The sequence below is a fragment of the Citrobacter sp. CK185 genome (genome assembly GCF_030333565.1).
Classification (GTDB): Bacteria; Pseudomonadota; Gammaproteobacteria; order Enterobacterales; family Enterobacteriaceae; genus Citrobacter_B; species Citrobacter_B koseri.
The window spans coordinates 327,031-351,080 of sequence record NZ_JAOWFR010000025.1 but is presented as its reverse complement, the minus strand read 5'-3'; the positions used below and the strand labels follow the sequence as shown (position 1 = coordinate 351,080).

General features: G+C 51.2%; 28 protein-coding genes. 11 read left to right on the top strand and 17 right to left on the bottom strand.

The features are described from left to right. Window positions 1–64: 64 nt before the first annotated feature. Entirely contained in the window at window positions 65–547 is a 483-nt protein-coding gene (locus OGV79_RS14250; RefSeq protein ID WP_114848580.1) for a DUF1097 domain-containing protein, read from the top strand. A 117-nt stretch (window positions 548–664) separates the two neighbouring features. Here the strand turns inward: OGV79_RS14250 and csgG are convergent, their stop codons facing one another. From csgG to csgD, 4 genes are read right to left on the bottom strand one after another with little or no spacing between them, the layout of a single operon-like run. Then, entirely contained in the window at window positions 665–1,498 is an 834-nt protein-coding gene (csgG, locus tag OGV79_RS14245; protein ID WP_024130452.1) for a curli production assembly/transport protein CsgG, read from the bottom strand. 26 nt (window positions 1,499–1,524) lie between these two features. Then, the gene (csgF, locus tag OGV79_RS14240) at window positions 1,525–1,941 is read right to left on the bottom strand and encodes a curli production assembly/transport protein CsgF (RefSeq protein WP_012132893.1); all 417 of its coding nucleotides are present in this window, start codon (window positions 1,939–1,941) and stop codon (window positions 1,525–1,527) included. A gap of 25 nt (window positions 1,942–1,966) precedes the next feature. Next, window positions 1,967–2,362 (bottom strand): curli production assembly/transport protein CsgE, encoded by a 396-nt coding sequence (csgE, locus tag OGV79_RS14235; protein ID WP_012132892.1) that lies wholly within the window; start codon window positions 2,360–2,362, stop codon window positions 1,967–1,969. A 4-nt stretch (window positions 2,363–2,366) separates the two neighbouring features. Next, window positions 2,367–3,017, bottom strand: coding sequence for a biofilm master transcriptional regulator CsgD (gene csgD, locus OGV79_RS14230; protein WP_012132891.1), 651 nt, complete (start codon window positions 3,015–3,017; stop codon window positions 2,367–2,369). 769 nt (window positions 3,018–3,786) lie between these two features. Between csgD and csgB the strand changes: the two genes are divergently transcribed. The 6 genes from csgB (at window position 3,787) to OGV79_RS14200 (ending at window position 7,665) form a co-directional block, all read left to right on the top strand. Further along, a complete protein-coding gene (csgB, locus tag OGV79_RS14225) occupies window positions 3,787–4,242 on the top strand; it encodes a curli minor subunit CsgB (RefSeq protein WP_047457584.1) in 456 nt (151 codons plus the stop codon). A gap of 40 nt (window positions 4,243–4,282) precedes the next feature. Continuing rightward, complete coding sequence (gene csgA, locus OGV79_RS14220) at window positions 4,283–4,738, top strand: curli major subunit CsgA (protein WP_024130450.1); 456 nt, start codon at window positions 4,283–4,285, stop codon at window positions 4,736–4,738. A gap of 59 nt (window positions 4,739–4,797) precedes the next feature. Then, window positions 4,798–5,130 (top strand): curli assembly chaperone CsgC, encoded by a 333-nt coding sequence (csgC, locus tag OGV79_RS14215; protein WP_024130449.1) that lies wholly within the window; start codon window positions 4,798–4,800, stop codon window positions 5,128–5,130. Window positions 5,131–5,286: 156 nt separating this feature from the next. Further along, on the top strand, window positions 5,287–5,610 hold the full coding sequence (locus tag OGV79_RS14210; RefSeq protein WP_047457582.1) for a YmdA family protein: 324 nt from the start codon (window positions 5,287–5,289) through the stop codon (window positions 5,608–5,610). Window positions 5,611–5,708: 98 nt separating this feature from the next. Beyond that, on the top strand, window positions 5,709–6,242 hold the full coding sequence (ymdB, locus tag OGV79_RS14205; RefSeq protein WP_047457580.1) for an O-acetyl-ADP-ribose deacetylase: 534 nt from the start codon (window positions 5,709–5,711) through the stop codon (window positions 6,240–6,242). Beyond that, window positions 6,235–7,665: a phospholipase D family protein gene (locus tag OGV79_RS14200; RefSeq protein ID WP_080975442.1), complete on the top strand. Its 1,431-nt coding sequence runs from the start codon at window positions 6,235–6,237 to the stop codon at window positions 7,663–7,665. Before ymdB ends, OGV79_RS14200 begins: the two co-directional genes overlap by 8 nt. A gap of 18 nt (window positions 7,666–7,683) precedes the next feature. Here OGV79_RS14200 and mdoC read toward each other — a convergent pair whose 3' ends face one another. After that, window positions 7,684–8,844: a glucans biosynthesis protein MdoC gene (mdoC, locus tag OGV79_RS14195; RefSeq protein WP_012132882.1), complete on the bottom strand. Its 1,161-nt coding sequence runs from the start codon at window positions 8,842–8,844 to the stop codon at window positions 7,684–7,686. A gap of 271 nt (window positions 8,845–9,115) precedes the next feature. On the opposite strand from mdoC, the gene mdoG reads away from it, so the two are divergent. The 3 genes from mdoG to OGV79_RS14180 all read left to right on the top strand — a co-directional run bounded on the left by mdoG (window position 9,116) and on the right by OGV79_RS14180 (window position 13,524). Further along, window positions 9,116–10,651 (top strand): glucans biosynthesis protein MdoG, encoded by a 1,536-nt coding sequence (gene mdoG / locus OGV79_RS14190; protein ID WP_286468629.1) that lies wholly within the window; start codon window positions 9,116–9,118, stop codon window positions 10,649–10,651. Next, a complete protein-coding gene (gene mdoH / locus OGV79_RS14185; RefSeq protein ID WP_047457577.1) occupies window positions 10,644–13,172 on the top strand; it encodes a glucans biosynthesis glucosyltransferase MdoH in 2,529 nt (842 codons plus the stop codon). Before mdoG ends, mdoH begins: the two co-directional genes overlap by 8 nt. A gap of 124 nt (window positions 13,173–13,296) precedes the next feature. Next, on the top strand, window positions 13,297–13,524 hold the full coding sequence (locus OGV79_RS14180) for a YceK/YidQ family lipoprotein (RefSeq protein WP_024130446.1): 228 nt from the start codon (window positions 13,297–13,299) through the stop codon (window positions 13,522–13,524). Here OGV79_RS14180 and OGV79_RS14175 read toward each other — a convergent pair whose 3' ends face one another. The 3 genes from OGV79_RS14175 to OGV79_RS14165 all read right to left on the bottom strand — a co-directional run bounded on the left by OGV79_RS14175 (window position 13,525) and on the right by OGV79_RS14165 (window position 16,285). Further along, entirely contained in the window at window positions 13,525–13,899 is a 375-nt protein-coding gene (locus OGV79_RS14175) for a MysB family protein (RefSeq protein WP_012132878.1), read from the bottom strand. Window positions 13,900–13,980: 81 nt separating this feature from the next. Beyond that, window positions 13,981–15,201, bottom strand: a complete 1,221-nt coding sequence (gene mdtG / locus OGV79_RS14170) for a multidrug efflux MFS transporter MdtG (RefSeq protein ID WP_071258243.1) — start codon at window positions 15,199–15,201, stop codon at window positions 13,981–13,983. Between the two features lie 163 nt (window positions 15,202–15,364). Then, a complete protein-coding gene (locus tag OGV79_RS14165; protein WP_200053574.1) occupies window positions 15,365–16,285 on the bottom strand; it encodes a Kdo(2)-lipid IV(A) acyltransferase in 921 nt (306 codons plus the stop codon). A 218-nt stretch (window positions 16,286–16,503) separates the two neighbouring features. On the opposite strand from OGV79_RS14165, the gene trhO reads away from it, so the two are divergent. Next, window positions 16,504–17,556 carry an oxygen-dependent tRNA uridine(34) hydroxylase TrhO gene (gene trhO / locus OGV79_RS14160; protein ID WP_200075397.1) on the top strand — a complete coding sequence of 351 codons (1,053 nt, stop codon included), beginning with the start codon at window positions 16,504–16,506 and terminating at the stop codon, window positions 17,554–17,556. Between the two features lie 253 nt (window positions 17,557–17,809). Here trhO and OGV79_RS14155 read toward each other — a convergent pair whose 3' ends face one another. The 9 genes from OGV79_RS14155 to grxB form a co-directional block, all read right to left on the bottom strand. Continuing rightward, window positions 17,810–18,385 (bottom strand): YceI family protein, encoded by a 576-nt coding sequence (locus OGV79_RS14155; protein ID WP_012132872.1) that lies wholly within the window; start codon window positions 18,383–18,385, stop codon window positions 17,810–17,812. Next, on the bottom strand, window positions 18,382–18,954 hold the full coding sequence (locus OGV79_RS14150; protein WP_012132871.1) for a cytochrome b: 573 nt from the start codon (window positions 18,952–18,954) through the stop codon (window positions 18,382–18,384). The genes OGV79_RS14155 and OGV79_RS14150 overlap by 4 nt, the downstream gene beginning before the upstream one ends. 262 nt (window positions 18,955–19,216) lie before the next feature. Next, complete coding sequence (locus tag OGV79_RS14145) at window positions 19,217–19,330, bottom strand: YceO family protein (protein ID WP_047457560.1); 114 nt, start codon at window positions 19,328–19,330, stop codon at window positions 19,217–19,219. A gap of 50 nt (window positions 19,331–19,380) precedes the next feature. Continuing rightward, window positions 19,381–20,499: an N-methyl-L-tryptophan oxidase gene (gene solA, locus OGV79_RS14140; protein ID WP_286460064.1), complete on the bottom strand. Its 1,119-nt coding sequence runs from the start codon at window positions 20,497–20,499 to the stop codon at window positions 19,381–19,383. Window positions 20,500–20,693: 194 nt separating this feature from the next. Beyond that, on the bottom strand, window positions 20,694–20,948 hold the full coding sequence (gene bssS / locus OGV79_RS14135; protein ID WP_012132867.1) for a biofilm formation regulator BssS: 255 nt from the start codon (window positions 20,946–20,948) through the stop codon (window positions 20,694–20,696). Window positions 20,949–21,237: 289 nt separating this feature from the next. Then, window positions 21,238–21,483 (bottom strand): DNA damage-inducible protein I, encoded by a 246-nt coding sequence (dinI, locus tag OGV79_RS14130; protein WP_012132864.1) that lies wholly within the window; start codon window positions 21,481–21,483, stop codon window positions 21,238–21,240. A gap of 78 nt (window positions 21,484–21,561) precedes the next feature. Beyond that, window positions 21,562–22,605: a dihydroorotase gene (gene pyrC, locus OGV79_RS14125; protein ID WP_058668995.1), complete on the bottom strand. Its 1,044-nt coding sequence runs from the start codon at window positions 22,603–22,605 to the stop codon at window positions 21,562–21,564. A gap of 104 nt (window positions 22,606–22,709) precedes the next feature. After that, the gene (locus OGV79_RS14120) at window positions 22,710–23,270 is read right to left on the bottom strand and encodes a lipoprotein (protein ID WP_286468648.1); all 561 of its coding nucleotides are present in this window, start codon (window positions 23,268–23,270) and stop codon (window positions 22,710–22,712) included. A gap of 122 nt (window positions 23,271–23,392) precedes the next feature. Further along, window positions 23,393–24,040 (bottom strand): glutaredoxin 2, encoded by a 648-nt coding sequence (gene grxB, locus OGV79_RS14115; RefSeq protein ID WP_024130444.1) that lies wholly within the window; start codon window positions 24,038–24,040, stop codon window positions 23,393–23,395. Between the last annotated feature and the right edge of the window lie 10 nt (window positions 24,041–24,050).

Below are 24,050 nucleotides of genomic sequence, written 5' to 3'. Positions count from 1 at the left end.
TTGCCTTGCATAAAATGTGTGCGTGATCTCATTCGTATGCCGCTTTTCTGCTATGATGCGCGGCATGAATATACTTATCTCCATTGCAATCACAACGGGCATTCTCTCCGGTATCTGGGGATGGGTGGCCGTTTCCCTTGGCCTGCTCAGCTGGGCGGGTTTTCTGGGCTGTACGGCCTATTTCGCCTGCCCGCAGGGCGGCCTGAAAGGGTTATTGATTTCTGCATGTACGCTCCTGAGCGGCGTGGTGTGGGCGCTGGTGATTATTCACGGCAGCGCGCTGGCTCCGCATCTGGAGATCGTCAGTTACGTCATGACGGGAATCGTCGCGTTTTTGATGTGCGTTCAGGCGAAGCAACTGTTGCTTTCTTTTGTGCCTGGCACCTTTATCGGCGCATGCGCGACGTTTGCAGGGCAGGGGGACTGGCGACTGGTTCTGCCTTCGCTGGCCCTGGGACTCGTGTTTGGCTATGCGATGAAAAATAGCGGGCTGTGGCTGGCGTCTCGTCGGGTAAGAGAGTCTTCGCCGACGGCGGTCAGCAAATAAAAAAGCGTGAGGTTTCCCCCACGCTCATATGATGTCAATCCTGATGGCGCAAACTTATCCTGCCTGCTGTAGGCCCGATAAGCCTGCGCCATCGGGCATTCTACGGTTGGCGAAATATCAGGATTCCGGCGGTACGGACATGTGGCGGTATTTCACCAGAATGTCGTTCTGACGCTCCGCTTTGTTCTGCAAATCCCACAGGCCGCGATCGATCCCGTCGTTAATCAGGAAGATAACGCCCGTTTCAATCGCTGACATCAGACACAGCATCACCGGTTCATTAGAGGTGTAGCCGATTTCACCTTCCAGCAGTCGCTGGTAATCAATAAAGCGGAACACCCCGGCCTGCACTTCATAGGAAAGGATGGTCTTGCTGGTATTGACCGAAGAGAGGATCTCGCCGGTGCTGACGTTAACCACGCGCAGGTTTACTGCAATCTGGTCAAGCTGATACTGCGTATCCGCACCGATACCGAAGTACCGCGCGCCGACCCCGCCTGACTTCACGTTGCTTTCGTAACCGATAATCGACCCTTCCACCATGATATTCGCGGCGGTGAGGGACTGAAGCGGGATTCGGTTATTGATAGCCACCGTGCCGTTTTCCTGCGCTGCACGAATAATTTTGCGTTCGTTCAGCAGGTTTTGCAGTCCCTGACGCTCCAGCGGGATAAACCAGCGGGAGTCTTTCAGCGCAGTCACCAGCATCGCGGTGGCGCTCTGCGGAACGGCAGTCGAGAAGTTACTCGCCGGATAAGGTTTAAACTGGCCCGTTTCATCCTGAATATTATAAACCGAGACAAAAATCTTACCCGTTGGCATCGGCAGGTGCGTCAAATCTTTATAGCTTTGCGCACGAGGCATTAATGTCGGTTTCGCGGCTTCTTTAGGCGGGGCGGTTAAGCATCCGCTCAGTAAACATACTGCAACCAAAATAAGTAAGCGCTGCATGATTATTGTCCTTTGGTAGCTGGGGCTTAGAAATCGGTTGACTGTGTTTGCAAACCTGACACTTCAATCGTCGAGGTTTTCCCGGTTTTCCTGTCCGTGACATTAAGTCGCAGTTGCCCATCCCGGTTGGCGATATCAATGATAAAATCATTGGTCACCATTCTGCCTGGTTTGCCGGTGTTAATATTCGTCAGTAATCCGCCAAGGATTTGCGATTGAATAGCCTGCGTAAAGTTATCCAGGGCAGACGGGGTTTCAATCCCGAAGTCGTCGTAATAACTTGGGTCCTTATAAGAGTTTTGTGCCTGAGCGCTATTTAATAAAAATGCGCCGTTATTTGGGTTTCCACCAAAATTAGGATTTCGGAACTGGAATGTCATATTTCCGGCCCAACTTAATGGTGAAATAAGCATGAGCATAACTACTGCATGTTTGACACGCATGGCAGCCTCCAGACTAAATCATATTTTAGAATTCATCGCGCGCTAAATCACTCGTGCTTAATAGCGTTTGATCTATTTGCCGACGATTTAATGCTTCTTCAGTTTGCGCCAGCGCGAAGTCAACGGTTCGCTCGAAGTCTCTTTTCGTTGGGAATAAAAAAGTCTGGAATATAACGTCCTGATTTACCGTTATCGTGATCCAACTTCCCCAACGCGCACTGGGTCTTTCATTGATGGTCAAATTGCCTGTGTACTCACTTTCCCATTTGTCGCTGAAGGCGCGATAAAAATTGTGGCCGACTGATGAGACGGTATGGTCAGTTAAGAGTCCGGGAACTTCCACTTCAACTTCCGCAGCGTGAAGATTCCCTGCGGCAAGCAGTAATTCTGCTGCCACAATCCAGGTCAGATAGCGTTTCATGGCTTTATCGCCTGAGGTTATCGTTTGCCCACGAGACCGCCTGAGTACGGTTTTTAACAGCTATCTTTTTGAAAAGATTATAAAGATGTGTTTTTACCGTATTCTCGCTGATAAAAAGCGAACGGGCGATTTCAATGTTTGAGGCGCCGATTCGCAGTTTATTGAGGATCTCTTTTTCACGATGAGTGAGAAGCGCTGATTCCGTGCTGTTGTAACGGTAGTTTCCTGAATGAGTGATCAGGTAACTGGCCAGCTTTTGCGAAAAATAGCATTCGCCTCGCAGGATCCCCTGCAAGCCGTTAACGACACGTTCTTCATCCTCCGTTGCGTAAAACACGCCATTGATATGTGGCCAGTTTTCAATATCACGGAAGGGATAGTCGTCGGGAGTATTCAACAATAACGTCTTGATATTGTTGTTTTTCCGACTCAAATTGTCTTGCCAGTAATGGATAATTTTTTTATCCGCTTCCATCATATCCAGTAAAACAATGCAGCTGGCGGATATATCATCCAGAGAACGTTGAATATTATGTAGTTTTCCGGTAACAGCCAGTGATTGCTTTAAATGCTGCAATAATGCAGTGGCCTGTAAAGATGGTTTTGTGATCAACAATAATGTATGACCATGAATACTATGGACTTCATTAAACATGATGAAACCCCACTTTTTTTAGTCGCACATCTGACAGCTGCCTCAGCTAAAATACGAGGCACCAGAAGTACTGACAGATGTTGCACTGCTGTGTGTAGAAATAAAACATCAACCCAAAAAGGGTAAAAATATTAAAACAGATGGACTACAACTGATTTCAATCTAGTCATTACAAACCTTAAAGCAAGTGTTAAACTTGTAACAAAATGTAAAATTATATATTCATATGTTAATGTGTGGATTTTTTAGAGATTAGATTTGATAGAAAAGTTGTACATGTTGCTGTTATTGCATAGATTTAAAAAATCATACAAATTATAATAACTGATTGATTTTAAATCATAATTTAAAATTATTTTTGAGTTTGTCTGACAAGTTAATTTTAAAACGTTCGACTCAGGGCCGCCTGGACATTTTTAGTGAGAAAAAAATGATGTTTGTCACGAGTTGTGACGGCGATGCAGTGTGATGCCCGGAGAAACGCATAATGATATGCAGAAAACGGTTTTTCCCTCTCACTGGCAGAAATGTTTAGCCCGCTACAGATAAGAAAATAAATTTTTCGTAAATAACAGTGGAGTCAACAGTGAATTAGCACTTTGGTGTGACGCTGAATATCAAAATACCACTCGCGGGTGAGTTATTTAAAATGTTTCCACGGACATACTCTTCATCGTAACGCGGCGTTAACAAAAAACGAATCGCGTTAACAGTCAAATTGAAATGCTTTTAAATTAACGTAATGTACGACCAGGTCCAGGGTGACAACATGAAAAACAAATTGTTATTTATGATGTTAACAATACTGGGTGCGCCTGGGATTGCAGCCGCGACAAGTTATGATCTGGCAAATGCAGAATATAATTTTGCGGTAAATGAATTAAGCAAGTCTTCATTTAATCAGGCAGCCATTATTGGTCAAAAGGGCACTTATAATAGTGCAAAAACACGCCAGGACGGCTCAAAACTTTTATCTGTTATTTCACAAGAAGGCGGAAATAACCGAGCGAAGATTGACCAGTCAGGAGCTTATAACCTTGCATATATTGATCAGGCGGGTTACGCCAATGATGCAAGTATATCGCAAGGCTCTTATGGTAATACTGCAATGATTATTCAGAAAGGTTCTGGTAATAAAGCAGATATTACGCAGTACGGTACGCAAAAAACAGCAGTTGTAGTGCAGAGACAGTCGCGCATGGCTATTCGCGTTACGCAACGTTAATACCATGACGACTTTTAAATCAATCCGATGGGGGTTTACCATGAAACTTTTAAAAGTGGCAGCATTCGCAGCAATCGTAGTTTCTGGCAGTGCTCTGGCAGGTGTTGTTCCGCAGTGGGGCGGTGGCGGCGGTCATAATAATGGCGGTAATAATTCCGGCCCTGAATCTACCCTGAGTATTTTCCAGTACGGTAGCGCAAACTCTGCTCTTGCTCTGCAAAGCGATGCTCGTAAATCAGATCTGTCCATCAAACAATATGGTCATGGTAACGGCGCAGACGTAGGCCAGGGCGCTGACAACAGCGGCATTGACCTGACCCAGAATGGGTACAGAAACAGCGCGACTATCGATCAGTGGAATGCCAAAAACTCTGATATCGTTGTGAGCCAGTTTGGTGGCCGCAACGGCGCGCTGGTTAACCAGACTGCGTCCGACTCCCAGGTATCGGTTACTCAGGTCGGCTTCGGCAACAACGCCACGGCTAACCAGTACTGATTCAGGTCGGGTACTCATAATAAACAGGGCGAAAGCCCTGTTTTTTTCGTGAGGATATGATGAATACGCTATTACTCCTTGCCGCGCTCTCCAGCCAGATTACATTTAATACCACACAACAAGGTGAAATTTACACCATTGTCCCCCAGGTTACGCTCAGTAAACCCTGCGTGTGCGAAGTCCAAATTTTTGCCGTTCGTGATGGGAAAGGAGGGCAAAGCCGTACACAGCAGAAAACAACCCTTTCTTTGCCCGCTAATCAACCCATTGATTTAACGAAACTCAGTTTAAATATTTCCCCGGAGGACTCGGTAAAAATTATCGTTACCGTTTCCGACGGGCAGTCGTTGCATTTGTCGCAGCAATGGCCATCTCCTGAGAAATCATCTTAATCATTTGATTTATTTGGTGATTGTTTGTGGCAGGGGATGGATTACTGTTCTATGAATTATAGAGAGGCAACAACGTCGTTTCCGTTCACCGCGAGCGTCGCAGTGGAAGGAAAACTCCGATCCTTCAAGTATGATTGATCATTGAGGAGCTATTGTATGTTTGCGTTGTGTTCGAAAAATATCCTCGGAGCGGGCCTTGGCGTCTGCATTCTCTTTTCTTCCTCTGTTACAGCTCAACAAATCACTACCGGCGGCGTTATTCATTTTCGTGGTCAGATTGTCGAACCTCCCTGTGAGGTCAGTGCCCGGCAGCAAAATATTGACATGACATGCGTGAATAATGGCCAGATGAAAACTAACCGTTTTACCCTGCAACAGGTTACAACCGCCCCGCAAAGCCTTCGACAAATTGCATCCGTGAGAGTCAACTATCTCGATCCGCAACAACGTCTGGCGATTATGAGTATTGAATACCAATAGACGCATCACGTCAGAGATAAAACCGTTCGATTAAAAAACGCGATTTCATTGAAAGCCCTGCTGTACACTTAGGCTATAGGTTAAGGTAAGGGGGATCTATGAAATCGCGTATTCATGTACAACATGGCGACATAACCCAACTCACGGTAGATGTGATTGTTAATGCCGCCAACGCTTCATTACTGGGGGGCGGTGGCGTTGACGGCGCGATTCATCGTGCAGCAGGTCCGGCGCTACTGGAGGCCTGCAAAAAAGTCAGGCAGCAGCAGGGCGAGTGCCCGGCAGGACACGCGGTCATCACTCTGGCTGGCAATCTGCCGGCGAAAGCAGTGATTCATACGGTGGGGCCCGTCTGGCGTGGCGGCGATCACAACGAATCCCAGCTCCTGGAAGATGCCTATTTCAACAGTTTGCAACTGGTGCTGGCCAATGGCTACCGGTCTGTCGCGTTTCCGGCGATCAGCACCGGCGCTTACGGCTACCCACGCCCCGCCGCCGCAGAGATAGCGGTCAATACGGTCGCGGATTTTCTTGCCCGCCACGCGCTACCTGAGCAGGTATACTTTGTCTGTTATGATGAAGAAACTGCCCGACTTTACGAGCGATTACTGACCCAACAAGGTGATGAGTGAGTTGACCCGACTTGAGCGCGCTGTTACCCCGCTGTGTGAACGTCATCCCGGCGAATGCGGCATTCTTGCCCTGGATGACAGCCTGGATGCCTTTGCCGCACGCTATCGATTAACAGAAATGGCTGAGCGCACCCTGGATGTGCAGTATTACATCTGGGAGGACGACATGTCCGGGCGTCTGCTGTTTTCGATATTATTGGCGGCGGCAAAGCGCGGCGTTCATGTTCGCCTGCTGCTGGATGATAACAACACGCCGGGGCTTGATGATACGCTGCAACTGCTGGATAGCCACCCCAATATCGAAGTGCGCCTGTTTAATCCTTTCTCTTTTCGTATGCTGCGTGCGCTGGGGTATTTAACCGACTTTGCCCGGCTTAATCGGCGTATGCATAATAAAAGCTATACGGCAGATGGCGCAGTCACCATTGTCGGCGGGCGGAATATTGGCGATGCCTATTTTGGCGCAGGTGAAGAGCCGCTGTTTTCCGATCTCGACGTGATGGCGATTGGCCCTGTCGTAAAAGACGTGGCGGATGATTTTGAACGTTACTGGCACTGCAAATCGGTTTCAACGCTGCAAAAAGTGTTGTCGCTGTCTGAGCAGGAAATCACCCGACGCATTGACTTACCGGATTCCTGGTACAACGACGACATTACGCGCCGCTATTTGCATAAGCTGAAAACCAGCCACTTTATGTCCCATCTTGATCGCGGCGCTTTACCGCTGATATGGGCGAAAACCCGTCTGCTCAGCGACGATCCTTTAAAAGGCGAGGGGAAAGCGCAGCGTCATTCGCTTCTGCCGCAACGTCTGTTCGATGTGATGGGGTCGCCAACGGAACGTATCGACATTATTTCCGCCTATTTTGTCCCCACCCGGGCGGGCGTCGCGCAACTGCTGCAACTGGTGAGAAAAGGGGTCAGGATCGCGATTCTTACCAATTCACTGGCGGCGAACGATGTGGCGGTCGTCCATGCGGGCTATGCGCGGTGGCGTAAAAAACTTCTGCGCTACGGCATTGAGCTCTATGAGCTTAAACCCACTAACGGGCATGCGGCTGAACTTCACGATCGTGGTTTAACCGGTAACTCAGGTTCCAGCCTGCATGCGAAGACCTTCAGCATTGACGGGAATAAGGTTTTTATCGGTTCGCTCAATTTCGATCCCCGATCGACGTTACTCAATACCGAAATGGGGTTTGTGATTGAAAGCGAAACGCTGGCAACGCTGATTCATAACCGTTTTATGCAGAGCCAGCGTGATGACGCCTGGCAACTGCGGCTGGATCGTTGGGGAAGGATTAACTGGGTTGATCGCCACCTGCGTGACGAGGTGGTACTGAAAAAAGAACCCGCCACAGGATTCTGGAAGCGGGTTCTGGTGCGACTGGCGTCTGTCTTGCCCGTCGAATGGCTGCTTTAACGCCCTTCAGCGGGCAGCTTAACTGGCGACAGCCTTGCTGTTATCACGTTTAACCGCGGGTTTGCCCGAAAATAAAAATTTCAGTACGGGAACCCGTAAATGCAGTTCATACAGGACCAGCGCAATACCGATAACAAAGACCAGCCCGCATAAAAAGCCCAGCAGATTCGACGTAATATGCGGCGTAATATACGCGCCGAAAAACAGCGTTAGTGGATGATGCACCAGATAGATGAAAAGCGATGCATTCACAAAATAGGTGACGCGAGCGGACTGGAAATTAAGTAAACGATGGCCCAGCGAAAAGACCACGTTAACCATCCACAATCCCATTAGCATAGTAATGACGTATTCTGTCTCATACATCCAGGCATCGCCGCTGCCATAACGCTGGTTCAGCAGGTAGGCAACGAAGGCGAGCGCCGCAGCCAGCGTGCATCCGCGTGACGGTACGGTAAACAGCGCTTTCAGCGCCGGGTTGATGAATGCCAGCGCGCCCAGGATAAAGAAAGGGAGATAAAACAGCGTTTGCATGACGACAAAATTGAACATGCCATCGCTAAGAATAGAGGGATAAATGATAAAAATGGCGCGTCTCAGCGCGGCGTAACCGACGCCAAGGATAAAGAAGATAAGCGTCAATTTGGTCATCGAAACGGCGGCGAATAACGGCTTTGTTGTGCGTTCCGCGCTTTTTTTGATTTGGCTGAATGCCCACATGCTCAGGGTTGTTAATACAACAAGCACTAATAAAAACCACAGATGAGAAATTAATTCCCAGGCCAGCGTATTGTATTTCTCATACAAAGAAAGCGTGTGCCAGTTCTCGGTTTTTCCTTTGACAAATTGCAGCATGATAAATTGCGGCAAGGTGAGTAAAGGAATGGCCGTCAGCATAGGAATACCTACGCGTTCAACACGCACTTTCCACCAGCGTTTTAATGGATAACGCAGGAATAACATGTACGAAAAATAACCGGAAATAACAAAAAAGACCTGCATGCGAAATGCGTGGACAAAATCGTTAAACAGGGTCAGCCACCATGAGGGCTCTGCGCTGTTGATATGCCAGGTATGGCTTGAATAGATCAACGAGATATGAAAGGGGATCCCCAACAACATCAGCCAGGCGCGGATGGAGTCAAGAAAATATTCACGCTGTGGAGGTACTGGATTCATAGATAGATACATATTCTCAGACTTTTCGTCTTATCCCTGGGACGAATAATGTTTACATTCGGGGGCAACCCTACACGAAGTCCAACAACCTGTCTCCAGGATAAGCACGCAAAGTGAAAACAGGAGCAAAACCTGCTTAATCCATGAGCCAGCGCGCTGAACAAAGCCGGGATTCAGTTGTCGGATTGCCTGATTATCCATTAAAATGGATCGGATCGATATAAGCACACAAAGGGGGAAGTGCTTACTTATTATGAAACATAAACGACAAATGATGAAAATGCGTTGGTTGGGCGCGGCGGTAATGTTAACGCTGTACACATCGTCGAGTTGGGCGTTCACCATCGATGATGTTGCAAAACAAGCTCAATCCTTAGCCGGTAAAGGCTATGAGGCGCCGAAAAGTAACTTGCCCTCCGTTTTCCGCGACATGAAATATGCGGACTATCAGCAGATCCAGTTTAACCGTGATAAAGCGTACTGGAGCAATATCAAGACCCCATTCAAACTCGAGTTCTACCACCAGGGTATGTACTTCGACACACCGGTCAGGATCAACGAAGTTACCGCGACGACGGTAAAAAGAATCAAATACAACCCGGACTATTTCAATTTTGGCGATGTTCAGCATGATAAAGACACCGTCAAAGACCTCGGCTTCGCCGGGTTCAAAGTGCTGTACCCGATCAACAGCAAAGACAAAAATGATGAAATCGTCAGCATGCTCGGTGCCAGCTATTTCCGCGTCATTGGCGCAGGCCAGGTCTATGGTCTTTCCGCGCGTGGTCTGGCGATTGATACCGCGCTGCCTTCCGGTGAGGAATTTCCCCGCTTTCGCGAGTTCTGGATTGAGCGTCCAAAACCGACTGACAAACGTTTGACCATCTATGCGTTGCTCGATTCCCCGCGTGCGACCGGGGCATACCGCTTCGTCATCATCCCTGGGCGTGACACCGTGGTGGACGTTCAGTCGAAAGTCTACCTGCGTGATAAAGTCGGTAAACTGGGCGTTGCGCCGTTAACCAGCATGTTCCTGTTTGGGCCGAACCAGCCGTCTCCGGCAACCAACTATCGCCCGGAATTGCACGACTCTAACGGGTTGTCTATCCATGCGGGCAACGGTGAATGGATCTGGCGCCCGCTGAATAACCCGAAACATCTTGCGGTGAGCAGCTATGCGATGGAAAACCCACAAGGGTTCGGTTTGCTGCAACGCGGCCGCCAGTTTTCGCGCTTTGAAGATTTAGACGATCGCTACGACCTGCGCCCAAGCGCCTGGATCACGCCGAAAGGCGAGTGGGGCAAAGGGAAAATCGAACTGGTGGAAATTCCGACCAACGATGAAACTAACGATAACATCGTGGCCTACTGGACGCCGGATCAACTGCCTGAAGCAGGCAAAGAGATGAACTTCAAGTACACCATGACGTTTACCCGCGATGAAGAGAAACTTCATGCGCCGGAGAATGCCTGGGTTCAGCAGACGCGTCGCTCTACGGGCGATGTCAAACAGTCTAACCTGATTCGCCAGCCTGACGGCACCATCGCCTTCGTCGTGGATTTTGTCGGCACAGATATGAAAAAGCTGCCGCAGGATACCCCTGTCATGGCGCAAACCAGTATTGGCGATAACGGCGAAATCGTTGAGAACTCAGTGCGTTATAACCCGGTGACGAAAGGCTGGCGTTTGACGCTGCGCGTAAAAGTGAAAGACGCGAAGAAAACCACTGAAATGCGTGCTGCGTTGGTGAATGCCGATCAGCCGTTGAGTGAAACCTGGAGCTACCAGTTACCTGCCAATGAATAAGACAACTGAGTATATTGACGCAATGCCGCTTTCAGACATTGAGAAAGCGGCGCTGCCGAAAACGGACATCCGCGCCGTCCATGAGGCGCTGGATGTTGAGCATCGAGCTTACTCGCGAGAAGACGATTCACCGCAGGGATCTGTTAAAGCGCGCCTTGAGCAGGCCTGGCCGGATTCGCTGGCCGAAGGGCAACTGATTAAGGATGATGAGGGACGCGATCAGTTGCAGGCAATGCCGAAAGCGACGCGTTCTTCTATGTTCCCCGATCCCTGGCGCACCAACCCGCTGGGTCGTTTCTGGGACCGCTTGCGCGGCCGGGACGTGACGCCGCGTTATCTCTCCCGCCTGACGAAAGAAGAGCAGGAGAACGAGCAAAAATGGCGTACCGTCGGGACAATCCGCCGCTACATCCTGTTGCTGCTGACGCTGGCGCAGACGGTGGTTGCGACCTGGTATATGAAGACCATTCTTCCTTATCAGGGCTGGGCGCTCATTAATCCTGCCGACATGATCGGGCAGGATCTGTGGGTCTCCTTTATGCAACTGCTGCCGTATGTGCTGCAAACCGGCATCCTGATCCTGTTCGCCGTGCTGTTCTGCTGGGTGTCTGCGGGGTTCTGGACCGCGCTTATGGGCTTCCTGCAACTGCTGATTGGCCGCGATAAATACAGTATTTCGGCGTCAACGGTGGGAAATGAGCCGCTGAATCCAGAGCACCGTACCGCGTTGATTATGCCTATCTGCAACGAGGACGTTGACCGCGTGTTCGCGGGGCTACGCGCTACGTGGGAATCGGTTAAAGCCACCGGCAACGCAGCGCATTTCGACGTCTATATCCTGAGCGATAGCTACAACCCCGATATCTGCGTGGCGGAACAAAAAGCGTGGATGGAGCTGATTGCTGAAGTGCAGGGCGAAGGACAGATTTTCTATCGCCGTCGCCGCCGTCGTGTGAAGCGCAAAAGCGGCAACATCGATGACTTCTGCCGTCGCTGGGGCAACCAGTACAGCTACATGGTGGTGCTGGACGCTGACTCGGTGATGACCGGCGAGTGTCTGAGCGGCCTGGTGCGTCTGATGGAAGCGAACCCGAATGCCGGGATCATCCAGTCGTCGCCGAAAGCGTCCGGTATGGATACGCTGTATGCGCGTTGCCAGCAGTTTGCTACCCGCGTGTACGGCCCGCTGTTTACCGCCGGGCTGCACTTCTGGCAGCTAGGCGAGTCGCATTACTGGGGCCACAACGCGATTATTCGCGTGAAGCCATTCATCGAACACTGTGCGCTTGCGCCGCTGCCGGGCGAAGGATCGTTCGCGGGTTCCATCCTCTCGCATGACTTCGTGGAAGCGGCGTTAATGCGTCGTGCAGGGTGGGGCGTCTGGATTGCCTACGACCTGCCGGGTTCGTATGAAGAACTGCCGCCGAACCTGCTGGATGAACTTAAGCGTGACCGCCGCTGGTGTCATGGCAACCTGATGAACTTCCGCCTGTTCCTGGTGAAAGGGATGCACCCGGTTCACCGTGCGGTGTTCCTGACGGGGGTCATGTCTTACCTGTCGGCACCGCTGTGGTTCATGTTCCTGGCGCTTTCCACCGCTTTGCAGGTGGTTCATGCGTTGACCGAACCGCAATACTTCCTGCAACCGCGCCAGCTGTTCCCGGTCTGGCCGCAGTGGCGCCCCGAACTGGCGATTGCGCTGTTTGCATCCACGATGGTGCTGCTGTTCCTGCCGAAGCTGCTGAGTATTATGCTCATCTGGTGTAAGGGCACAAAAGAGTATGGCGGATTTGTGCGCGTAACGCTGTCGCTGCTGCTGGAAGTGCTGTTCTCTGTGCTGCTGGCGCCGGTACGCATGTTGTTCCACACGGTGTTTGTGGTGAGCGCATTCCTCGGCTGGGAAGTGGTCTGGAATTCACCGCAGCGTGACGATGACTCTACCCCGTGGGGTGAAGCCTTCATGCGTCACGGTTCCCAACTGCTGCTCGGCCTGGTATGGGCGGTTGGCATGGCCTGGCTGGATTTACGTTTCCTGTTCTGGCTGGCGCCGATTGTCTTCTCGCTGATCCTGTCGCCGTTTGTGTCCGTGGTTTCCAGCCGTTCAACGGTGGGCTTGCGCACCAAACGCTGGAAACTGTTCCTCATCCCGGAAGAGTATTCCCCGCCGCAGGTGCTCGTGGATACTGACAAATACCTGGCGATGAACCGCAATCGCACGCTGGATGACGGCTTTATGCACGCGGTGTTTAATCCGTCGTTTAACGCACTGGCTACGGCGATGGCTACGGCCCGTCACCGCGCCAGTAAGGTGCTGGAGATTGCGCGCGACCGCCATGTGGAGCAGGCGCTGAATGAAACGCCGGAAAAACTGAATCGCGACCGCCGTCTGGTGTTGTTGAGCGATCCAGTGACGATGGCGCGTTTACACTATCGCGTCTGGAATTCACCGGAAAGATATTCATCGTGGGTTAACTACTATCAGGGTATCAACCTGAACCCACTGGCGTTGCAGAAGAAGTAAGCCGTAGCGGTCTGATAAACGTGGCGTTTATCAGGCCGACAAATATGCGCTGACAATTATCTGAAAATACCGGCCTGCTGCCGGTATTTTTTTATACTGAACAAAACGACGAATGAGGTATCCGGTGCGAATAATCGTGGTTGGCGTAATGGCGCTACTTCTGAGCGGGTGCGGCAGCATCATTAGCAGGACGATCCCCGGACAAGGGCACGGCAATCAATACTATCCCGGCGTGCAGTGGGATGTCCGGGATTCCGCGTGGCGCTATGTCACGGTTCTCGATCTGCCGTTTTCACTGGTTTTTGATACGCTGCTGCTGCCGCTGGATATACACCACGGCCCTTATGAGTAGTTAACGCTCATCCCACTCATCCGCCGCAGTCTGGCCTTCTTCGGTATCCAGAGGCGGCTCGAGCTGAAATTCACCGTCATCCCACTCATGCAGAGTGTTCTCTTCCAGCCACTCCTGACGAATCTCTATCTCATCATAATCGCCGTCAAAGACGCTTTGCGCCGCTTCGCCACTCAGCATTGGCAGACATTCGCCTTCTTCGCCTTCATCGGCAAAAAACTCGGCTTGCCACATGATGTCGCCATCCTGTAGCACGTATTTCTGGATATTGAGTTGTTGAACATTGGCTTCATCTTGTTCGAGTTCCGGGTTGTCAGCCAGAAACTCTTCACGGGCTGCATCAATGGCTTCTTCCAGCGTGGCGTACATAGTCATCACTGTCTCCCTTTGATTTGATGAGGTATTCAGGGAAAGAATAGCTGATTCTCCGGTTTTGCAAGTATGAAAGCGCAAAAATCATTTTGCCGCGAGGGTCTCTCTGCGCCGCCGCAGGCTGTTCCACGAATAAATTGCGTTGAACAACACGACGCCTGCGGTGACGCAAAACACGGCGCGAAAACCGTAGCTGGCAGAAATAGCCGCCCCCATTAACGGGCCTGTGACGTTGCCAATATCGCGAAATGACTGGTTGTAACTGAAGATGCGCCCGGCGATCTGATTGCTGGCGTTATAGACCAGCAGAGTCTGTACGGCAGGGAGCAGGGCGCCGTCCGCCGCGCCAAGTAAAAAGCGCAGCACGCCAAGCTGCCAGGGCGTTTGTACGAATGACATCGGGATCAGCAGCAGGACAGAGATAATCAGGGCGGTAATCAGGATCTTTTCGGGGCCAATGCGATCGCCCAGTTTGCCGAGCCGGGGCGCGCTGAGCAACGCCGCCACGCCGGGCACCGAGGCGATCATTCCGCTGATAAATGCGATATTGCTGACGTTACCGGCTAGCTCTCGCACATATAACGTCAGAATAGGCGCGATCGATCCGGTTGCAACCTGAATGATCAGCGTGGTGACGAACAGACTCAAAACCAGCTTTGGGTTTTTTAGTGAGCCAACGACCTCCCGGACGTGCAACATCTCCTTTTTGCTGACAGGCTGAAAACGCTCGCGAATAAAAAAGAGCGTCAGTAAGAAACAGACCAACAGCACGCTGGCGGTGATGAAGAAGACAGGGCGTAATCCGTACTGGTCGGCAAGTAATCCGCCCGCCAGAGGGCCGAGCAACGCGCCGCTGACGCCGCCAGTAGAAAGCGTTCCTAACGCCCAGCCGCTCTTATTACGCGGCACCTGAGTGGCGATAAGCGCATTTGCGTTTGGCACAAATCCGCCGAGCAGACCTAACAATGCGCGCAGGATCAGAAACTGCCAGATGTTCTGCGCCAGCCCCATCAGCAGCATAACCATCGCCATGCCGAGGGCTGAGCGCAGCAGCATGATCTTTCGCCCTTTGCGATCGGCCAGCCCGCCCCAAAAAGGCGAGGCAATAGCGGAAAACAGGAAGGTGATACTGAAAACCAGCCCCGACCACATATTCAGCGCGCTGTGGCCCGTTACGCCGAGCTGCTCAACGTAGAGAGGTAAAAATGGCATCACCAGGCTAAACGCCGCGCCGGTCAAAAAACAGCCCAGCCAGGCTACGGTGAGATTGCGTTTCCAGTTTATGGGGACATCAGAGGGTGACATAGCGATCCGCAGTGTGATGCGCTGTTTGCGCTATCATCAGAATAAAAATAAGGCAATACTCTCTTATTATGCGCCTGCCTGCTGAGGGCGGCAATGTGAGTAGCTTTTAAAGCTAAAAGAGGCGATGAGAAGGTGCAACCGTCGCCCGGCTGCACCTGATAAATCAGTAACGGGAGGGCATACCTTCAGGACGCGTTTTGAAACGGCGATGCAACCACATGTATTGCTCGGGCGCCATCATGATGCATTTCTCTACGATCGTGTTCATCCAGGCCGCGGTGGTTTCGGCGTCATCCAGCGGTGGTGAGCATTCCGGCGGCAGAAGAATCAGCTCATAGCCTTTGCCATCGGGTTTACGACGCGGAACAAACGGCACCAGACAGGCGTTGGACATCCGGGAGAGCATCCAGGTTCCTGACGTGGTGGCGGCCTGTTCCACGGCAAACAGCGGGACAAACACGCTGGCGCGCGGGCCATAGTCATGATCCGGCGCATACCAGACCACTTCACCTTTTTTCAGCGCTTTGATCATGCCTTTCAGGTCTTTGCGATCGAGCATCGACTTGTTGGAGCGCATACGTCCCCAGGTCTGTAGCCAGTCAAGCAACGGATTGTCATTCGGACGATAAACGCCAATGCCAGGCTGTTGCAAACCAAACTGGCGCGCGCCCAGCTCCAGCGTCAGAAAGTGCAGGCCAACCAGCAGAATCCCTCGCTCCCGGGCCTGAACGTCGCGGATATGCTCAACGCCGCTGACATCTGTCCAGCGTGAAATACGGCGGTCGGACCAGAACCAGGCCATGCCGGTTTCCATCACGCCCATCCCGACAGACTCGAAGTTCTTCACCACCATCTGGTGGCGTTCTTGCTCGCTCATCTGTGGAAAGCACAATTCAAGATTACGATAGGCGATGCGGGCGCGGCGCTTCATAAAACGCAACGCCAGACGTCCCATTGCACAACCCAGTTTGTAAATCATCGGGTAGGGCAATTGCACGACCAACCAAAGAGCACCAATACCCAGCCAGGTTAACCAATAACGTGGATGCAGTAGCGCAACGGAGAACTTAGGTAAATTCGTCATCTCTATCCTGTCTGTAAACGAGCAATTCCCTGTATTGTCGCATTTTTTCGTGTACAGCAAAAATTTGTGGTTGGAGAACGACGATAAAAGCGGCAATTGTTGTTAATTTCTTAGTATGAAGAATGAAATGTAGCGCAAAATGTGTGGATGTAAATTGGCGATGTTTGCTTTATGATGCCGCCCGATTTCATTTTTACTGATTGCAGGATACGTACACCATGCCAGTGTTACACAACCGCATTTCGAACGATGCGCTTAAAGCCCGGATGTTAGCTGAAACGGAGCCGCGCACGACCATCTCTTTTTATAAATATTTCACGATCGTCGATCCGCAGAGCACGCGCGACGCGTTGTACCAGATGTTTACCTCGCTGAATGTTTTTGGTCGCGTTTATCTGGCGCGTGAAGGCATTAACGCACAGATCAGCGTGCCGCAAAGTCAGGTCGCGGCGTTTCGTGAGCAGCTGTATGCGTTTGATCCCGCATTAAACGGCTTGCGTCTGAATATTGCGCTGGACGATGACGGTAAGTCCTTCTGGGTGCTGCGTATGAAAGTACGCGAGCGGATTGTGGCCGATGGTATCGACGATCCGAATTTTGATGCCAGCGACGTTGGCGAGTACCTGAAAGCGGCGGAAGTGAACGCCATGCTGGACGATCCTGATGCCGTGTTTATCGACATGCGTAACCACTACGAATATGAAGTGGGGCATTTCGAAAATGCGCTGGAAATTCCGGCTGACACGTTCCGCGAGCAGTTGCCGAAAGCTGTTGAAATGATGCAGGAGCATAGAGACAAGAAAATCGTCATGTATTGTACGGGCGGTATTCGTTGTGAAAAAGCCAGCGCCTGGATGAAGCATAACGGTTTTAACAAAGTGTGGCACATTGAGGGCGGCATCATTGAGTACGCGCGTAAGGCGCGCGAGCAGGGACTGCCGGTGCGTTTCATTGGTAAGAACTTTGTGTTTGATGAGCGCATGGGAGAGCGGATCTCTGATGAGGTTATCGCGCATTGTCACCAGTGCGGCGCTCCGTGCGACAGCCATACCAACTGTAAAAATGATGGTTGCCATCTGCTGTTTATTCAGTGCCCGACTTGCGCCGAGAAGTTTAAAGGCTGCTGTAGCGAACTGTGCTGTGAAGAGAGCAGTTTGCCGGAAGAGGAACAGCGCCGTCGCCGCGCTGGCCGTGAGAATGGCAATAAAATCTTCAATAAATCGCGTGGCCGCCTGAATACCCAACTGGGCATTCCCGACCCGGCGGAATAACGTAGCGCCATCCGCCATTGTGCCCGGTGGCGCTTTGCTTACCGGGCCTACAATGTGTGCTGCTGTAGGCCGGATAAGGCGACTCCGTCATCCGGCATTATGCCCGGTGGCGCTCCGCTTACCGGGCCTACAATATGTGCTGAAGGCAATGCCGTCATCCGGCATCACGCCCGGAGGCGCTACGCTTACCGGGCCTACAATACAATATGTGTTGCTGTAGGCCGGATAAGGCGAAGCCGCCATCCGGCATTCGTTACTTCTGCTGTACGCCTTCCACCGAGATAATCAGATCGACTTCCTGCGATGCAGGGCCGAGGTCGGTGGTGATGTTGAAGTCTTTCAGCTTAATTTTACCTTCCGCTTCAAAGCCCGCGCGCTTCCCGCCCCACGGATCGTCACCCTGGCCGATCAGCTTCGCTTCCAGCGTGACCGGTTTGGTGACGCCATTGAGCGTCAGGTCGCCGGTGATATCCAGCTCGTCGCCATCTTTTTTCACGCTGGTCGAGGTAAACGTCGCCTGCGGGAATTTCGCCACGTTCAGGAAATCAGCGCTACGCAGGTGCTTATCACGCTCCGCATGGTTGGTATCAACGCTGTTGGTGTTAATGGTGACGTTCACTTTATCCGCTGCCGGATTTTTTTCATCGAAGGTAAATGTCCCGTCGAAATCTTTGAACGTCCCGTACAGCCAGCTGTAACCCAGGTGCTGGATACGGAAGTTAACGAAGGCGTGTTGTCCCTCTTTATCAATTTTATAGTCTGCCGCGATTGCAGAACCAGTGGTGAATAACAGGGAAGCAAAAGTCAGTCCCAGCAGGCTTTTTTTCATTTTTCAACTCCATAGTCAGGCGACGATCTCCCCAGCATACGCTTCAGGGTGTCGTCTTTATCGATGAAATGGTGCTTCAGGGCCATTAGCCCATGCAGAACAGACAAAATCACAACGCTCCAGGCCAGCCACAGGTGCAGACTACCGGCAAGATCGGCCTGAGCGCCCGCGTCGGCCAGCGTGGCGGGCACGTCAAACCACCCAAACACGCTGATCGGTTTGCCGTCGGCGGTTGAGATCAGATAGCCGCTGATCACAATGGCGAAGAGCAGAAGATACAGCGCAAGGTGGCCCACCGCCGCACCCAGACGGGTCAGGCGTGAATAGCTTTTCAGCGCCTTTGGCGGTGGTGAGACGAAACGCCAGAAAACACGTATAACCAGCCCCATCATTAGCAGGATGCCGATACTTTTATGCAATTCCGGCGCCTGGTGATACCAGCCATCGTAATAGCTGAGCGTCACCATCCATAAACCCAGGGCAAACATGCCGTATACAACAATGGCGACCAGCCAGTGAAGCAATACAGAAATGGCGCCATAGCGCTGAGGAGTATTTTTGAATTGCATAAACACACCAATGGATATTTCAGGAGAGAATGAAAATGACCTGTTAGAGACATTAATGCAACTAATAAATAACAATCCTGGCGATATTTGTTTTTATTTCAATAAAATTGATTGAATTTGTCATTGTGCGTCAGAAGATTCGAGGTGATTAGCGGTTTTATCTATATGGGGCAGGAGGGCGGGAGGTTTCTTATTGGTCAAATTATTACAATGAAAGTTAGAGTAATCTCAGGTTTTGTCAATTTTTGTCAGCTGAAATAAATTAAAAGAACATGATATAAATAATGTCCATGATGGCCAGCAGCGACCATAAAATAACGTAGAGCATAAAATGCTCACGAATATTATTGATCAGATAGTGAAAAATACGACGCACAGCCTGACTCCTCAAAAAGAAACGGCCCCGTTTGCGAGGCCATTGGGTCATTATTGCGTAAAGCGCTTCAGTTTGAATGGCGTCAGGTCAAAAGCCGGCGATTTACCCTGTGCGAAATCGGCGGCAATCTCGCCCAATACCGAGGCGAACTTAAAGCCGTGGCCGCTCAGACCGGTGACGATCAGCGTATTATCATGTCCCGGCAATGTATCGATAATAAAATCTTCATCCGGGGAATTATCATAGGTACAGGCGGCGCCGTTCAGGCAGCAGCCAATGCCGGGCAGGATAGTGCGCAGGAAGGGGAACGCTTCGGAACCATCGCTGGCGACGGCGGCAAACGGCTTGCGCTCTTCCGGTGAGTGAATCAACTGACCACCGTTGTGTTTTCCTATTTTTAATGCGTCGTTTTCGGCGGGAAAACCGTAATACTGATCGCCGTTCGGGAGTTCTCCAGTGAACGCCGGGAAGTTATTTTTCATGCTGTAGCGCCCGTCAGCCTGATACCAGGCAAAAACTTTACGAACGGGTTGGATGGGGACTTCTGGCACCAGCGCCTGTACCCATGTACCGGCACTGATCAGCACTTTCTTCGCGCGGTATTCGCCGTCAGCGGTTTCAACGGTAACGCCGTCGTTATCGTGGTGAAGGGCAGTGACGGGGCAGTTAAAGAGCTGCGCACAGCCAGCCTCTTCGGCAAGGCGAACCCAGGTTTTGATCGCCAGTTCACTGCGCAGAAAACCGGAGTCCGTTTCGAACAGGCCAATGTAGTTGTCAGGGACGCGAATTTCAGGCCAGCGCGCCATGATGGCGGCGGCATCCAGTTGCTCAACGTTTAACTGCCATTGCTGTGCGCTGTGCGCCACGTTCGCCAGAAATGGCGAGTCCGCCGGGCCGAGGTTTATGACGCCGGAGCGAACGAAGATGGGATCTTCATTATGCGTTGAAAGCTCTTCCCATAACGTTTGCGCACGCAGCACCAGAGGAACGTATTTCTCACCCTCGCCATAAGCGTGGCGGATTAACCGGGTATCGCCGTGATGGCTGCCCTGTTGATGTGGCGGCATATGGGCATCTGTCATCAGAACCTTCAGTCCGGCGCGAGTGGCATAATATCCGGCTGCGGCGCCGACGGAACCGCTGCCAATAATGATTAAGTCGTATTTCATCAGCTTCTCTCTGCTATCGCGATTATTGCAGGGTAAATAAGTGAATTGAGATATACAAGTTATACTCGTCATACTTTCGGATTGCCGTCGCGGCGGCGCGTTTGTCGGCCGACTTTCTGTCAGTGGAATTATTGAGAGTATGAAACGATAAAGGCACCTTTTAAGGTGCCTTTGGGTGGAGGGGTCGCGTCACGTTAATGACGGCGATACTCATTTTCCTGGTAATCGCCAGATTCAATTTTGGCGATGCCTGCTTCTAATATCGAAATAAATTGTCTGGCAACATCGGTGGTTAACCAGAGCGTCTGACCAACTTCAGTCCCATCAGGGTCAGGGCGATTCGGGGTCTGGTAGTGCAAACGCAACATCAGCGCATCATAGCTGTCAACGGTGCTGATGTCCCATCCTACAAGCGGATGAGTCTGAATGACTTCATTATTCTTTTCCATTATGCCCCCTAATACGTGTTACAAGACAACGGTTTTCGAGGTTCAATGCGTGTTTTTTTCTGAAGCAACTTCAGTATATCAATAAATAAGGCTATTCACTGGAAATTTAAAGGGTGACAGAATAAATTTCTTCTTTTTAAGAATTATGTGCACAATAAAACAGCATGTTATTCATATTTTTTTGGCATGTTGTGCAGTTATTTTGAGTAATGGATTAAAAAGCGACCAGTTGCGCAAATAAAAAAGCCGGGGCGACCCGGCAAAAACGAACATTACTGCATATCATTTTTTATTCATTGACGAACCAGTCATCCGCGCTTTCCCAGGTTTCCTGTAGGATTTCGCTGATGCGTTCTTTATCCTCTTTTGTCGCGCCAATGACCGACAAATTGTTGGCTGCGGCATAACGGACGACAACATTGCCCGCGTTATCTGGAAAAGAGTGATGGATACGGCGGGAGAGTTCACCGGCCAGCGCGTCAATCGCGCCAGCAGGCAAAGGTGACGTTTTCGCTATAGTGACTTCAATACGCATAATGGCCCCCTGTTGAATATACTGTGTATTTATACAGTTAACCTTTCCGGCTTACAACAGTTGGCCACATTTTTTTTATTATTTTACTGACCAGCGTACGCGCTCGCCGCCCAGGAAGGGCACCAGTGAGTCATCGGCAAGCGTGATGCTTTCCGGGACGAGCTGCTCTTCGCGTACCAGTTCAACGTAGGTTTCATTGACCGGCAGGCCGTAGAACCGTGGTCCATTGAGTGAGCAGAACGCTTCAAAATGCGCGAGGGCGTTCATCTCTTCAAAGACCGTAGCGTAGCTGCCAAGCGCCGTCGGGGCATTAAAGCAGCCTGCGCAGCCGCAGCTGGTTTCTTTCCGATGACGGGCGTGCGGTGCGGAGTCGGTACCGAGGAAGGCGCGGCTAAATCCGCTGGCGACCAGTTCACGCAAGGCCTGCTGGTGGACGTTACGTTTGAGGATCGGCAGGCAATACAGATGCGGGCGAATGCCGCCGACCAGCATATGGTTGCGATTAAACAGCAGATGCTGTGGCGTGATGGTGGCGGCTAACAGCTCGTTGCCGTCGCGAACGTACTCTGCGGCATCTTTGGTGGTAATGTGCTCAAACACGACCTTCAACGCCGTCAGACGCTGGCGCAGCGGCTCCATCACCGTTTCAATAAACCGTGCTTCGCGGTCAAAAATATCGATATCAGCATGGGTAACTTCGCCGTGTACCAGCAACGGCATGCCGAGTTTTTCCATGCGCTCCAGTACCGGCATGATCGTATCGACAGAGGTGACGCCGTGGCTGGAGTTGGTGGTCGCGTTGGCCGGATAGAGTTTTGCTGCGGTAAAGACGCCTTCGCGGAATCCGCGCTCAAGCTCATCAGGATCAAGCGTATCCGTTAAGTAGCAGGTCATCAGTGGGGTAAAGTCATGCCCGGCAGGAACGGCATCGAGAATGCGCTGGCGGTATGCGATGGCCGCATCGACCGTCGTAACAGGCGGCGCCAGGTTCGGCATCACTATCGCGCGGCCATAAATTTCACTGGTGTAAGGCACGACAGTTTTTAACATGTCGCCATCGCGAAGGTGAACGTGCCAGTCGTCTGGGCGGCGGATCTTTAAAACCTGGGATGGTGCAGTCATTAATATGCTCCGGCTGGGGGATAGTCATTTTTGCCGGAAACCAAGGATAAGCGGAAACGTTTTCGTTTGCACGAAAAAAAAGGGCGCAAATGCGCCCTGGTGCGTTAGTCGGTGAACGGGATGATGATTTCGCCCGGTTTAACCTCTATGCCTTTGGCATATTTTTTCGCCAGCGCTTCGCCTTTGCTGCTGTCTTCACGCAAAACGTAGGCCGGTTGCTGATTAAAATAATTACGCAACGACTGATTCAGGTAAGGCATCAGCGTTTGCAGCACCGATTGCATTTTTTCCGGCGTTACGGTTGCATCCACCACTTCCATTTCTTGCAGATAAATCGCGCCTTTTTCTTTGTTAAAGACCGGTAGCGCTTTCAGCTTCAGTTTCATGGTGGCTTTCTGGCTGCCAAACAGGGAGCTCATATCCAGGTTCGCATCACCGGTTAGCGTGACTTTGTTGGGCTCTTCCCGGCCAATCTGGCTGCTGAGATTCGTCAGAATAATATGCGCATCCGCGATGCCCGGTAAGCCAATGTCTTTGGAAAAGTTATTCCGTTTTTCAAGCGCCTGATTAATTTCTTGCTCGCTTACCGTGTACTGCGTGAGTTGGTTGCAGCCAACCAACAGGCCGCTAACCAACAATGCAGCGGCAAAGACAATCTTTTTCATGGGGTTCCTCAACATGATGCCCGTGTCGTAATCCTGACACAAAGCAGCATGTGGCACCAGCACGCCGCGCACCAGCAGAAAAAACTGAAAGGGTGGCGGCATGGCGCCTCCACCCACAAACATTAGAGGGCCATAGACGATAACAGGTTGATTTGCGTCTGTTTTGCCATGTTATCACGGTAATCAGCGACCCGGGTTGGCCAGTTTATGCCTGCGACCAGCGTCAGGTTACGTAATAACGGGAACAGATGAATATCGTCTTCAGACAGTTCACCGTTCACGGCATTAGGCTGCACAATCAATTTATCCAGCGCGCGCAGATCGTCGCTGATGTTTTTGATGAGCCCACTGGAATGCGCCAGATTTTCGCCAAAGTCGCCAATCATGGCCTCTTTTTTCTCAGTGAAGTATTTCCGCGCCGACGGCGTGGAAAACTCATCAAATGCCGATTTTGCGAAACGCGGAAGGAGCAGGCGATTGGCGTAACCGTTAACTTTGCGTAGCCACTCATCAATCGCGGGGTTCTGTTTTCCGATCAGCAAGGGTTTGCCGTCAAGGTTGTCCACATAATGGACGATATCCATACTTTCGGGCAGATAACGGCTGTCGTCCTTTTGCAGAATGGGCGCCATTTTTTTGCCGATCATGCGGGTGGGCGTTGCGTCGTCGTCGTTTGCCAGGACGTTTAGCTCAACGGGAATATTTTTCAGGCCGAAAATCATGCGGGCTTTGATGCAGAAAGGGCAGTGATCGTAAATATAAAGCTTCACGTTTCTCCTC